Origin of the sequence: Alkalispirillum mobile (genome assembly GCF_003664325.1) — a bacterium.
Lineage (GTDB): Bacteria > Pseudomonadota > Gammaproteobacteria > Nitrococcales > Halorhodospiraceae > Alkalilimnicola > Alkalilimnicola mobilis.
On record NZ_RCDA01000001.1, the window covers coordinates 1,735,417 to 1,747,844 of the forward strand.

Annotated in this window: 10 protein-coding genes; all 10 read right to left on the reverse strand. The window is 63.5% G+C overall.

Annotated elements, in window-relative coordinates:
• Positions 1 to 141: 141 nt before the first annotated feature.
• Genes tssH through tssB form a run of 10 tightly spaced genes read right to left on the reverse strand, consistent with a single transcriptional unit; the run spans position 142 to position 11,899 of the window.
• On the reverse strand, positions 142 to 2,751 hold the full coding sequence (gene tssH / locus DFR31_RS08200; protein WP_121442095.1) for a type VI secretion system ATPase TssH: 2,610 nt from the start codon (positions 2,749 to 2,751) through the stop codon (positions 142 to 144).
• Positions 2,752 to 2,754: 3 nt separating this feature from the next.
• Positions 2,755 to 3,564, reverse strand: a complete 810-nt coding sequence (icmH, locus tag DFR31_RS08205) for a type IVB secretion system protein IcmH/DotU (RefSeq protein WP_121442096.1) — start codon at positions 3,562 to 3,564, stop codon at positions 2,755 to 2,757.
• 2 nt (positions 3,565 to 3,566) lie between these two features.
• Entirely contained in the window at positions 3,567 to 4,904 is a 1,338-nt protein-coding gene (gene tssK, locus DFR31_RS08210) for a type VI secretion system baseplate subunit TssK (protein ID WP_121442097.1), read from the reverse strand.
• Positions 4,904 to 5,458, reverse strand: coding sequence for a type VI secretion system lipoprotein TssJ (tssJ, locus tag DFR31_RS08215; protein ID WP_121442098.1), 555 nt, complete (start codon positions 5,456 to 5,458; stop codon positions 4,904 to 4,906). Before tssJ ends, tssK begins: the two co-directional genes overlap by 1 nt.
• Entirely contained in the window at positions 5,455 to 6,645 is a 1,191-nt protein-coding gene (gene tagH, locus DFR31_RS08220; RefSeq protein ID WP_245971108.1) for a type VI secretion system-associated FHA domain protein TagH, read from the reverse strand. Before tagH ends, tssJ begins: the two co-directional genes overlap by 4 nt.
• Positions 6,646 to 6,682: 37 nt before the next feature.
• A complete protein-coding gene (gene tssG / locus DFR31_RS08225; protein ID WP_121442099.1) occupies positions 6,683 to 7,702 on the reverse strand; it encodes a type VI secretion system baseplate subunit TssG in 1,020 nt (339 codons plus the stop codon).
• Positions 7,666 to 9,534 carry a type VI secretion system baseplate subunit TssF gene (gene tssF / locus DFR31_RS08230; RefSeq protein WP_245971109.1) on the reverse strand — a complete coding sequence of 623 codons (1,869 nt, stop codon included), beginning with the start codon at positions 9,532 to 9,534 and terminating at the stop codon, positions 7,666 to 7,668. The genes tssG and tssF overlap by 37 nt, the downstream gene beginning before the upstream one ends.
• Positions 9,449 to 9,874, reverse strand: a complete 426-nt coding sequence (gene tssE, locus DFR31_RS08235; protein WP_121442101.1) for a type VI secretion system baseplate subunit TssE — start codon at positions 9,872 to 9,874, stop codon at positions 9,449 to 9,451. The genes tssF and tssE overlap by 86 nt, the downstream gene beginning before the upstream one ends.
• Positions 9,875 to 9,879: 5 nt before the next feature.
• A complete protein-coding gene (gene tssC / locus DFR31_RS08240; protein ID WP_121442102.1) occupies positions 9,880 to 11,355 on the reverse strand; it encodes a type VI secretion system contractile sheath large subunit in 1,476 nt (491 codons plus the stop codon).
• Between the two features lie 34 nt (positions 11,356 to 11,389).
• Positions 11,390 to 11,899: a type VI secretion system contractile sheath small subunit gene (tssB, locus tag DFR31_RS08245; protein WP_121442103.1), complete on the reverse strand. Its 510-nt coding sequence runs from the start codon at positions 11,897 to 11,899 to the stop codon at positions 11,390 to 11,392.
• Positions 11,900 to 12,428: the final 529 nt, after the last annotated feature.

The following is a 12,428-nucleotide window of genomic DNA, read 5'->3' on the forward strand; positions in this document are numbered from 1 at the left end:
CGGTCCTCGCGAGTAGCCTGCAGGCATTACGGCGCACCTGTGCCGGAGATGAGCTCTCGACCAGCGGCAGGATCGAGGCGAACCCGGTCAGCGCCGGTACAAGGCGCTCGCCATCTGTGACTGGCGTCCCCCCCACCATAATCACACCACCTCGGCCCGAAACGCACCGCTGTCCTGGTCCACTGCTAGCACCAGGCGCTGGAGCGTGGCTTTGCGAGCCCTGTGCTCGAGCAGGGTTCGGGAAACAGGTGGCAAGAGCTCACCCTCTATTATGGCGTCGAGCATGCGAGCGCCATTCTCCTGCTGCGTCGCGCGCTGACAAATGGCAGCAGAAAGTTCCGGGTCCAGTTCCACCTCTGCCTCTGCATGCCGATGCCGAATCCGTGCAACCAGGCCTGCCAGGCGTGCGGTGACAATCTGTTCCAGGACAGCCCGGGGCAGGGGGCGGAAGGGCACAACCGTCATCCGCGCCAATAGCGCGGGCTTGAAAAAGTCCGCCAACAGGGGGTGAAGGGCCCGGTCCAGGGACTCGGCCCCACCGCGATGACGCAGTATCTGCTCCTGACCCAGGTTGGACGTCAGGAAAAACACCGCGTTGCGGCAGTCGATGCGTCGCCCTTCCCCATCCGCCAACTCCCCCTTGTCGAACACCTGGTAAAAGAGATTGAGTACGTCCGGATGGGCCTTCTCGGCCTCGTCGAGCAGCACCACGGAGTAGGGCCGCTGGCGCAACGCCTCGGTAAGCAAACCGCCCTCGCCGAAGCCCACGTACCCGGGCGGAGCTCCGATCAGGCGCGCCACACTGTGCTTCTCCTGGTACTCCGAGAGATTCACGGTGGTAAGGAACGACCGGCCACCATAGAGCTGCTCGGCCAGCTGGTGCACGGTTTCCGTTTTTCCTACGCCGCTGGGCCCGACCAGCAGGAAGGCACCCGTAGGCCGGTCCGGGCGACGAAGGTCAGCGCGGGCGGTAAGCAAGTGGCGGTGAATGCGGGCTATGGCCTCATCCTGACCCTTGATCTCCTCACCGAGCAGGTCTGGCAGGCAGGCCAGGCGACTGAATTCGTCGCGGCTCATGCGATTCACCGGCACACCGGTCCAGTCCTCGATAACCCGGGCAACTTGAGGCGCCTCCACCGTGGCATTGACGAGGGTGAAGCGCGACTGAAGTGAAGCCAGCGCCTCCTCTTGCCGGGCCAGCTCCGCGATCAGGGCCTCCCGATCCACATCGGCCATCGGGGGTTCGGAGAGCAGCCGCCGGTGGGAGGCCACAATGGCGTCGACTTGCTCGCGCTGCGCCTGCCAGGCGGACGCCAGCTCGGTGCGCCGCGCACAGAGGGACTCGCGGTGCTGGTCCAGGGCCTCCCGACGCTCGACGGTGGTGGTCCGGCCCAGTAGCGTCTCACGCGCCACCTGGGCTACCTCCCGCTCCACGGCGGCCAGTTCACTCTCAAGGTGAGCCAGTTGACGAGGAGGGGCCTGCAACGCCTGGGAGACTCTGGCGCAAGCGGTGTCCAGCACGTCGATGGCCTTGTCCGGGAGTTGTCGCCCGGCCAGATATCGAGCCGAGAGTTCCGCCGCTGCCCGGAGGGCGCTATCCCCGATCAACACGCCATGGCTACGCTCGTAGGCATCGCGCAGGCCGCGGAGAATCACCAGCGCTTGCGCAGGGTCAGGCTCAGCCACGGCCACGGGTTGGAAGCGTCGCGTGAGGGCCGGATCCTTCTCAAAATACTGCTTGTACTCCCGCCAGGTGGTGGCGGCAATGGTGCGCAGTTCCCCCCGTGCCAGGGCGGGTTTGAGCAGATTGGCGGCATCTCCCCCGCCAGCAGGGTTGCCGGCACCGATGAGCGTGTGGGCCTCATCAATGAACAGCAGGACGGGGTGAGTGGCTTCGCGGGCTTCGTTCACCACGGCCTTGAGCCGCTTTTCGAACTCGCCCTTTACCGCGGCGCCGGCCTGCAGCGCCCCCAGGTCCAACACCCGCAGGTCCACTCCCCGCAATACCCCGGGCACCTGGTCGGCCACGATACGGGCGGCCAGTCCCTCGACCAGCGCGCTCTTACCGACCCCCGCGTCGCCGACAATAATCGGGTTGTTTTTCCGCCGCCGGGCCAGGATATCGACCACCTGGTCGATCTCATGATCCCGGCACAGCACCGGGTCGAGCTCCCCCTGCTTGGCCTGCCAGGTCAATGAGTGGCTGAACCGAGCGAGGGCGCTGTCGGACCCGCCAACGGCGGGCGATCCTTTGTCATGCCGGGCCGGCTCCGTTTGCTCGGCGGACCCGGCAGTCAGCACACTGAAACGCTGCAGCAACGCGTGGCGATCGAGCACTACTAACCGGCGGGCGCAATCGCCCCCCAGGTAGCGGTCCGGCTGGTGAAGCAGTGCGAGCAGGATCGGGCCGCTGCGCAGGTTGGTGTGCTCCAGTTCGGTGCTGGCCAGCAGCCACGCATCCTGCAACAGCGCGACCAACAGCGGGGAGAAGCCAGGCGTCTGATCGTCCGCCGGGACCAGCGGGGCAGCATCGGCCAGAATCCGGCTGCGCAGCGCCGCGGGATCGAGGCCGGAGTCCGCCAACAGCCCCCGAACATCGCTCAGCGGTTGCTCCAGGAGCGCTCCCAACAGATGACCAGCGCGCACCTCCGGGGCCCGGTGCTCGATGGCAAGGCCGGCAGCAGCTTCTAGTGCCTCACGGGTCATTGGGTGAAGGCGTCGAATCAAAGCGCTCAATGTGACTTTGAGCATTCGCTACTTCCCTGTCTGTTCAATGATTTGACTTAACAATCCCGTAACCTCCGCGGCCTGTTGATCGAGGGACCAGGACATCGCCAGGTACAGGCCGACGGCCACCAGCCCGAACAGACCGTATATCAGCCAGAGCGGGATCCCCGTACCGGAATGACTGCCACTGCGCGTGATATGGCGCTCCGGCTCCGTCAATCCCTCGTTATCAACGCCCTGCAGACTGGACAGCTGGTCGCCCAGCGCACGGACGATGCGCTGGTACTCATCTTGTCCACCGGGTTGAATGCGATAACGCCCCTTGAAGCCGAGGCAGAGGCAGAGATAGATGAAAGTCAGTAACGATTCATAACGCTTTGGCTCCTGTTGAAGTCGGGCGAGTATGGAGAAGACCTTTTCCCCACCCCAGGTTTCGTCGTGGAATCGGGACAACAGTGAGTACCGGGACCAGTTGCTCTGCCGCCCCCATTCGGTACCCATTACCGCCTCATCAACGAAGGCACACAGCACGTAGCGGAAGGCCAGCAGCGTGGACTGATCGTAGCCCTGCCCGGTCAACTCCTGCTGAATGGCCTGGATTTCCTCCACCACCTGTTGGTAAAGCCCGGCGACGTTATCGAGGGTCGTCAAATCGCGGGCACGAATCACCATACCGAGCAACGGATTGGCAGCATCCACAAACGGATTGAGGTGGTATCCGCGCAGCCGGAAGCCCGACGGCGCCTCCACGGTGCGAGGCTGGGGACGGTCGGCCGCAAGTCTTCCTTGGCCGATCGGTGGGGCCGTTGCAGCAGGCTCCTGTACTGAAATCGCCATAATCAACTCCTGATGGCCCAGAACTGAATGTCCAGTCCGGGAAACTCACCACCGAGGTGGAATGCGAAGCCCCCCGAGCCGGTCAGCATTTCCCAGGTCTCACTGCGCTGGTCCAGTTGGAAGTAGACATGGCTCGCGTGGTAAGGCAACTGTCGAGGGGCTACGGGCAGGGGCGTAAGCGGTATACCGGGTAGTTGCAGGCTCACCAGGTCACGAATTCGTTCAATGCTGGCGACCTTGACCTGCTGCACAAAGCGCCGGCGCAACGTCTCAACCGGCAGGTCCGCATGCACGGCGACGATAAATTGGGCGTGCTCGAGTAGCGCACGGTCATTCAACGGGGCGACCATGAGCCCGTAGTGGTGATCCTCCAGGGGAATGGCCACGGCGCGGGCCTCAAGCACAGTGGATAGCGCTTGGCGCAGCCCCTGCATCAGCGCGCGGAAGGCGGCATCGGGGGCGTCGTGATCGTAGGCCGGGTGACTGCTTGGCAGTCGCGACTGATCGGTGAATGTGGCCAGCTCACCGCACGCCTCAAGCAGGTGGCTATAAAGCGTCTCCGGGTGCAGCCGACGGTGCTGAAGCAGATGCTGGAAACGCGGCTGCAACCGGTTCAGCAGTTGTAACAGCATGAAGTCGGAGACGTCGGCCACTCCGGCCTGCTGGGGGGCGGCCAGCCGCTGGGCAATAGCGCGCGCCCGCGTCTGCATCAAACCGGCTACCTCACCGATGAAGCGTTGCAGCCCCGGGACAACGCGGGTGGTCAACGCCGTCGGGATGAAGTGCGGATCCAGTACCAGGGCACCGTCCGGGCGCCGCGCCTGGATGCGCGCCACTGCCAGGCAGGCGTAGCCACTGCGGTCGTCGCGCTCCAGCAACAGCCGCGGTGCGGCCCGGGCCACGGCCATCTCGGTGACATCGCCCGGGTGAGAATGCAGATCACGGATCTGCCGTCGGTGCAGACGGTACCGGCTGTCCGCCTGGGGGGCATCCTCCTCGCCCACTTCTGCCACGCCATCACCGGCGAGTGGCAACCCCAGGTAGACCCGCTGATCGGCGATCCCCGCCTCTTCCACGACCAGCGGTGCGGGTGCCAGGTCGTCGCCGGGCAGGTCGAAGGCGGTGCCGTCTGGCATGACCCCTCGGGCGCAAATCAGCGCAATCCGACCAAACCCGAGGAACTCACTGTTAATGTCGAGCTCCAGGAAGCCATGGGCATAACCACTTACCCCCTGCAAACGCAGGTCAAGCAGACCCTCGAGACTGCGCTGTTGCTGCTGGAAGTGCTGAGGTTTGATAAACGCGCCTTCGCGCCAGACCACTCGGTTTCGGCTCACCATCAGTCCTCGTCCTTGAGTTCGGCCTCGTGCCGGCGCAGGCGCACCAGAAAATGATAATCCTGACCGCGCGATTGCACCCGCAGGACCTTCTTCCACTGCGCCCGGTCCGGCTCCGCGTAGTAGGCGACCACGCCCAGGTAGCGGCTGTCGCTGTCCAGAGCCTCCAACTGGAAGACCTTGAACTGCCCGGGTAGCAAGGTGAAGTCGTCATGACTCAGGTAGTTAGTACCCAGAGCGTCCTCCAGGTCACCCTCCAACTCGTCGTAGTCGGCCGCCATCAGCATGGAGTCATCCTTGAGTTGCAGGACACGAAACATCAGCGGCGTACCCTCATCGAGCGCATTAGGGTTGACGTCCTCGTCCGCCAGGAGGCTCAGACTTGCCGTGGAGGGGCGGTCTTCGGGGTGGCCAACCGGCGTCGAGGGGTCCCAGATCACCTGCCCCAATTTGCCAGCCGTCTCCAGCGGTGCGGCGCACCCCGAGCCCCCGAAGATGACCATCAGGCATAGCAACCCGAGCAGCCCGCGCCCATTCTGGCACCGCTTGAGCGTCATCGTTTCTGCCCCGCAGGTTGCCCCTGCACCGCCGCCTGGTCATAAGCCTGCCCGAAAACTGCCCAAAAGAGCCGGCCAAAACCCTGTTGGCGATCGGATGACAACTCGTCGAAGTAGTGACAGTACATGCGCCAAGTCCATGCCTCGTCCCGCTCCGCTGGCCCGGCTGGAGGGCCGTAGGCCTGGAAGCGGCGCAGGAGCGCATCAGGCGCCAGGGCTTCCAGGAGGGCCTGTAGCCCCTCCTCTATGGCCACCTCTGTTGCCCTCTGGTGGTGATCGAGCTGGCTCAACGCCTCAGTAATGGCCGCCCCGGGGGCCAGATGAACCGGACTGCGTTCAGCAGAGAACAGGGTCCGGACCGTCTCGGGATACCCCTGATCGAGGCGAAGGGGGTTATCCTCAATCGGCTGCATTCGCCACTCTGGCCACGGCGATGCACCCTGGCGACGAGCCCGATGCAAAGCCAGCAAGCCCTTGACAGTGGCTTTCAGGGCCTCGCCGGCCTCTGCCAGAAACACTGCTCGCTCTTGCGGATCGTGAAAATCCAGAGTGACACCCAACCCATCGAGTAGCGGTTGCACGGCATCGGCCGGCGCCACGGGTTCCGCACTCAACTCCGGTCGCTGCATACGCGATACACGGCCATCCTGGCAGTCAGGCCCTACCTGCGGTGGCTCATTGGCAAGCGGACTCCGGGCTTGCCCGTTGTCGCGGGGAGGGAGCAGATCAATGCTATCGCCCGAGGGCCCCAGGGCCGCCAGCGGATCCCCCGAGAGATCCATGGGCTGCGCCATCAGGGGCGGACGATCGCTGCCGATCACCGCCGTGCGGCCTCCGGTGAGGCCTTCCAGATCAGCGTCGCCGGCCGGCGATGGTCCGATGTGATCCATATGCACCTCGAGCTGATACCTGCCCAGCACCAGTAAGTCGCCCTCCGAAAGCGCCACGGGTTGGCCACGCCCCAGGGCCCGGGTGGCACCATTGATGTAGGTAGCGCCGGATTCGTCTCGGAGAATGAATCGGCCATCCCTGTAGTGCAGGGAGGCATGCACCGGACGGACTGCACCTTCGGTATCTGGCAGGGTCCAGTCACAGGCCTCGGGGTCGCTGCCAACGTAGCCGCCCCGGCTATCAAAGCAGTGCCGGACACTGAACCGGCTCGACAGCGTTTCCGGGTTGGCGACCACCAGAGTCAGCGTGGGTCTTGGCAATGAGGTCACGGGCTCACTCCCTTATCTGGAGACGCACGCGCCGGTGGCGACGCATGGCATCGGTTGTCGGATCAAGAAAGCTCGTCCAGCCCAGCCGCTCGGGGTGCCTGGCCGAGAGTCGGAGCGGTTGGACCTGATCAGGTAGCAACTCCAACTCCAGGTCGTAAGCCAAAGGGTCACGCAATAGGAAATCGACCACCGCCTGGAGCGCCGCACCGTCACGACCGTCAGGCAGGAAGTCGGCCATGCGCTGGCGCGTCAACCGACCGATGCGGACAAGGAATTTGCCAGTGATATCCACCACCCGCTCACCGATGACGAAGTCACGGCCCAGACCCATGCAGGCCGTTCCGCAGCGGCTGCGCTGGTCACCAGGCACGGCCACCCATCGCTCCTGCCATGGCAGAACCTCGACCTCTTCGAGGTCGAAATAGTGGGCCAGAACCCCGCTGACCACCTCAGAGGAGCGTGATCGCCCCGCCACCAGGCCAACGTAAGCCAGCATCTTGCCCCAATTGATCGCGCTATCCGCCCGCAGATCCTCATCGGCCAGTCCGGTCAGGGCAAACAATGCCTTGGAAAAGCCATCCCGGGCGCCGTCCTCGTAGCGCACGTAGTGGCGGTACTTGCGCCAGGTGAGATGGAGTAGTGTCAGCAACCGATGGTGAAAAAAGTCCAGCAGGTCCACTGCTGCGCCCTCACCATGGGCGCTGGCGTGACCCAACTGCTCAAGGTAGTAACCCGGCAAGGGTGACTGGGCCCCATGCAAACCCAAGAAGCTGACCTCGACGACGTGACCCTCTCGCGGGCACGCATGAAGCGCGACCACATCAGTGCCCGGGAACCCCAGCGAGGCGGAGGACTTGAAACGCACCCCCGCTACCTGAAGTGGGGCCTTACCCTCGTCCTCCGGCCGACACCCCTGCGCCCGCATGAGCAACTCGACCAATTGGTAGAAGTCGTAGCGCGGGGCACGGGCAACCAGCGGTGCGGCGCCTACATCAGCGGCTGTTGCCCGGGCTGCCACTTCCATGTGTAGCGCTCCTGGTTCTTGAGATTGACGACCTGCAGTTCGTGGAAGGCATTGATGCTGGCGTACAGTGCGAAAAACCGGGCCAGCACACAACCGAACTGATAGAGCCCGCCCTCGTCTCCCAGGGCGGCCTCATCCAGGGTGACCACCGATCGCATACCCCGCACCGGTACACCCCGGTGCAGACGATCTATCGCAGATGTCTCGATGCCCCGAATGCCCGCCAGTCGCTGCTGCGAAGCCCGTTCGGCCTGGCGATCCACCAGGGCCCGGAAATCGTAGGCGCGCAGCACCGAGCGCAGGGCATCCGTGTGCAGCAACGAAAGGTAGTTGAGAGCCAGGTTGGAGATCAGGGTCCACAGCAATTCACCGCCGAGCTGCGGCCTGAGGGTGGGCGTCGGCCGGGTGACATTGTGAACTTCGACCAGCGCGGGAGTATCGTCGGCAAAGTCTGAAATATCCCCGACCGCAAGCGCTTCGGGCAACCGGCGGTTGGTGCAGGTCAAACGCAGGGAGACAGTCTCCTGATCACCTGGTCGCTGCACCTCATTATCCCGTACAAACGCGATGTCGTGGTCGAAACCGTCATTGCGGAGGCTTTCCCGCAGGCGCACCCGGTAGTAGCACCCCTCTCCCCCTCGATCTCGCTCCAATTGGTGTTGAAAGCTCTCAAAAGGCGCATACCGGCGTGGCTTGCCGCGAAATCGGCCGTTTCCGGTGGTCACCCACCCTGCCACTGAATCGACGCTGTATATTTCGCAGTGATCCGGATTCCGACCACCGGGAACGATACGGTACTCGGCACGTTCTCCGGTCAGATCGATGGGGTCTGCGTCCTGCTCGAACAGGTTGACGGCAGGGGCGCAATGCAGCTGGAAATGCTCAGCCTGCACTCGGGCTTCCACGGGGAGAGTGCGCGCAAAACGGAATGTGAGTTCAAACCGTTCGGCCGGCCAGTGGGGCAGGGCGTCGGATAGACCCCGCAGATCCAGGAAGCGAAAGGCATCCGGCAGGCAGAGGTACTCCTGCAGAATGCGATACCCCTGGAAACTGTTGCGGGGATAGGGCAGCACTGCCTCATCCCGCTGAAAGCCTACTGCGGTGATGCTATCCGCCGGTAGAAAGCTGCGGTGCCCGCTCACTACCAGATCGATGCCCTCCAGGTAATGCTGCAACCACAGATACAGGGTGCGTGCAGTGTAACCATCGCCACCCAGGAACAGGCGCAAGGGGTCTGGCTGAAGCTCGGCGAGCGGTTGGTCACTGTGTACCCGGAGGCTGAGTGTTACCCGGGAGCGGCGACGGGTCCGGGCCGTATCGACCCCGGCCACCGCCAATGGGTAAAGGGTGACATCGCGGCTTGTTCGGAAGCGGCACGGCACGCCCTGTACAGGCGCACTGGTCAGTAGCGTCCCCCGCGCCAGCCGGTGACCGCTTCGAAGTGCGTGCCATCTGGGATCGAAACGGACGATGGCCATGCTTGGTACGGGGCGCAAATAGTGAGGCCAGAGCAAGGCGATCAGTGAGTGAGTGAGTTCGGGAAACTCATCCTCGACCTTTTCCCGCATCCGCCCGGTAAGGAAGGCAAACCCCTCCAGCAGACGTTCCACATCGGGATCATCGCCGCGCTCGGAGAGAAACTGGCTGAGTTGAGGATAGGCCTGTGCGAACTCCCGGCCTTCCTGCCGGAGGTAGTTCAGTTCGTCCCTGAAGTATCGATTCAGCATCTCATTCCATGGAGCCGGTCTAGTCAACAAACCGGTAGCGGCGGCCGTTGAGCATGAGGTCAAGGGTGGTGTGCCGCCCCTGTCGGGAATCGTCGACCAGGGCATGAACCCTGAACCACAGCCGGGTCGGTTCACCGGCGGGTTCCAGCACTTCCACCGAAACCCGACGAATCCGTGGTTCATAGCACTCGATGCAGTCCTGAATGGCCTGCCGGATGTTCAGACGCAAGTCCAGCGCACCAATACTGGCATCATTAAAGTCCACCAGACCCAGCCCTGGGGTCGAGGCGCAGTGCCCTGGATGGCTGTTCAAGAGTTCCAGCAAGTGCGATTTGATCGAGTCCACCACCCATTCGGTGTCGGCGGGCCGTTCGGTCGGCGCGCAAGGCACGCCCAGACGTTCGAACAGACGCAGGCCACGAGGAGGATCCAGCCACGGTTGCACTGCCGTCACTCCTTGTCCAACCGGCCAACCAGCGACAACTCGAAGTTCGCTCCCATGTATTTGAAATGGGGACGCACCGCGAGGGATACCTGGTACCACCCGGGGTCACCTTCAACGTCCGAGACCTGGATAGAGGCGGCGCGCAGGGGCCGGCGGCTACGGACCTCCGCGGGTGGGTTTTCCTGATCGGCAACATACTGGCGAATCCAGTCATTCAACTCGCGCTCCAGGTCCTGCCGCTCCTTCCAGGCGCCGATCTGCTCCCGTTGCAGCACCTTGATGTAGTGGGCCAGCCGGTTGATGATGAACAGGTAGGGTAGTTGCGTACCCAACTTGAAGTTGGTCTCTGCAGCCTGGCCCTCGGCTGTATTGGGGAAACGTCTGGGCTTTTGCACCGAGTTAGCCGAGAAGAAGGCGGCATTATCGCTGTCCTTGCGCATGGTCAGCGCAATAAACCCCTCTTCGGCCAGCTCGTACTCGCGCCGATCGGTGATCAGCACCTCGGTGGGGATCTTCGCCTGCAACTGCCCCATGGACTCGAAAGTGTGGACCGGCAGGTTCTCCACTGCCCCGCCGCTTTGCGGCCCGATGATGTTGGGACACCAGCGGTAACGCGCGAAGCTTTCGGTCAACCGCTCGGCGAACAGGTAGGCAGTGTTGCCCCACAGGTAGTGATCATGGCTCTCGTTGACCGTTTCCCGGTAATTGAAGGTCTTGACAGGGTTCTCCACTGGATCGTAGGGCATTCGCAGCAGGAAACGCGGGGCAGTAAGGCCAAGGTAGCGAGCATCCTCGCTCTCTCGCAGGCTGCGCCAACGGGCATACTTCGGCCCCTGGAACGTAGCGGCCAAGTCCTTGATATTAGGTAGCTCCTGAAAACGATCTATACCGAAAAACTCCGGAGCCACCGAGGAGATGAAGGGAGCGTGGGCGGCGGCACCCACGGCGGCGCTGTATTGCAGCAACTTGATATCCGGTGTACTGGGCTGAAAGTCGTATACGCCAATGACGCCAGCGACCGGGTCGCCGCCGAACTGCCCGTAGCCCGAAGCATAGACATGCTGATAGAGCCCGCTCTGGGGAAGCTCAGGTGAAAACTCGAAATCCTCCAGCAACTCGGTCTTGGTCGCGTGGAGGAGGTTCAGGCGGATGTTCTCGCGGAAATCGACCCGGTCCACCAGAAGCTTCAGACCTCGCCAGGCGGCCTCAAGACGCTGGAACTCGGGCAAATGGAGGATCTCGTCCACCTGTGCCCCGATCCGGCGGTCCAGTTCCACGATCATCCGGTCGACAACCGCCTTGTTGACCTGCGGTGCCTCGTCAGGCGCTTTCAATAGCTCGCTGATGAAGGCGGCAACGCCCTGGCGGGCCACATCATAGCCTTCATCCTCCGGCGCCATCCGGGTCTGGGCCATGACCTGGTCCAGCAGCGATGCGTCGCTCGCCGTTGCCGCGGCTCGCTCAGATACGACTTCACTCATCGGGGTGGCTCCTCGCTTCCGTTGCGAACACCGATCACTCGGTGTGATCCTCTGGTGGGGTAACGCGGCTCAGCTCATCCAGCAACTGGTCCCGGACCTCCTCACTGTCCAGCAGTTCCTGCAACCGCTTGCGGAAAGACGGCACGTTGCCGAGGGGGCCCTTTAGCGCAACCAGTGCCTCGCGCAGCTCAATCAGTTTGCGCAGCTCGGGTACCTGGCGGGCCAGCCTGTCGGGCGCAAAGTCCTCCAGCGCCGCGAAGGAGAGGTTGACCGGCAGATCGTTGTCCTCCCCGCTGTCCGCAAGGCGGTTGGGCACAACCGCTTCAAGCCCCAGCTCGGCTTCGGAGAGCACGGCATGGAAGTTGTTCTTGTCCACCGAGACCGCTGTTCGTTCTTCGATGGGCGCCTCTTCGATACGGCCCTTGAAATCGCCCACGACCAGAAGCTTGAGTGGCAGTTCCGACTCGGCCTGCTGATCGCCCGTGGCGGGCACATAGCGGATGTTGATGCGCTCTCTGGGCGCAACCGTTCCCTGGTCAGTCATGGGTTCACTCCCTGTGGTGGATCTGCGTGACGGCGTGGGACACAGCGCAAGGAGGCATGAGCGCCAACGGGACGCCATCAGAATGAAGCTGCGGGGTGCAGGTACCGGGCAACCCGGCGGGGTGTGGAGCAGGACAATCCATCGCCTGATACGCTCTTCCATGAGTCTGAAACGGCCCGTTACAGCGTGCCTGTTAGCGAGCGCCCAACGGGTTTGTGCAGCAGCCTTCCTGACTGCGTTTTTTTACCAGTATCACACGCCACATTTGGCCGCAACCCTATCGCGCACTATGGACGCCTACCGGCAACAACAACAGCAGGCCCGGGTGCAGCCGGCAGCGTAAGTCGCATCCCTGCCAGTCTGCCCGTGCCCATTTGACGCCCCCCGGCAATCGCCCTAGCATTGGCCTCGTCTAGGATAGAGACGTCACGCACTGCCACGGAGCCGGCATGCCCCAACACAACGGACTGTACCTCGCCCTGGCGCGCCCCGGCGCCGCCTCGGCCTCGCTGCCCCAGGTCACCGGGTT

What these genes read in the sequence shown, in the direction of transcription:
- tssH (WP_121442095.1), bottom strand. Translation starts at nt 2,751, where the DNA reads ATGCTCAAAGTCACATTGAGCGCTTTGATTCGACGCCTTCACCCAATG.
- icmH (WP_121442096.1), bottom strand. Translation starts at nt 3,564, where the DNA reads ATGGCGATTTCAGTACAGGAGCCTGCTGCAACGGCCCCACCGATCGGC.
- tssK (WP_121442097.1), bottom strand. Translation starts at nt 4,904, where the DNA reads ATGGTGAGCCGAAACCGAGTGGTCTGGCGCGAAGGCGCGTTTATCAAA.
- tssJ (WP_121442098.1), bottom strand. Translation starts at nt 5,458, where the DNA reads ATGACGCTCAAGCGGTGCCAGAATGGGCGCGGGCTGCTCGGGTTGCTA.
- tssG (WP_121442099.1), bottom strand. Translation starts at nt 7,702, where the DNA reads ATGGAAGTGGCAGCCCGGGCAACAGCCGCTGATGTAGGCGCCGCACCG.
- tssF (WP_245971109.1), bottom strand. Translation starts at nt 9,534, where the DNA reads ATGCCCTGGTCGACGATTCCCGACAGGGGCGGCACACCACCCTTGACC.
- tssC (WP_121442102.1), bottom strand. Translation starts at nt 11,355, where the DNA reads ATGAGTGAAGTCGTATCTGAGCGAGCCGCGGCAACGGCGAGCGACGCA.
- tssB (WP_121442103.1), bottom strand. Translation starts at nt 11,899, where the DNA reads ATGACTGACCAGGGAACGGTTGCGCCCAGAGAGCGCATCAACATCCGC.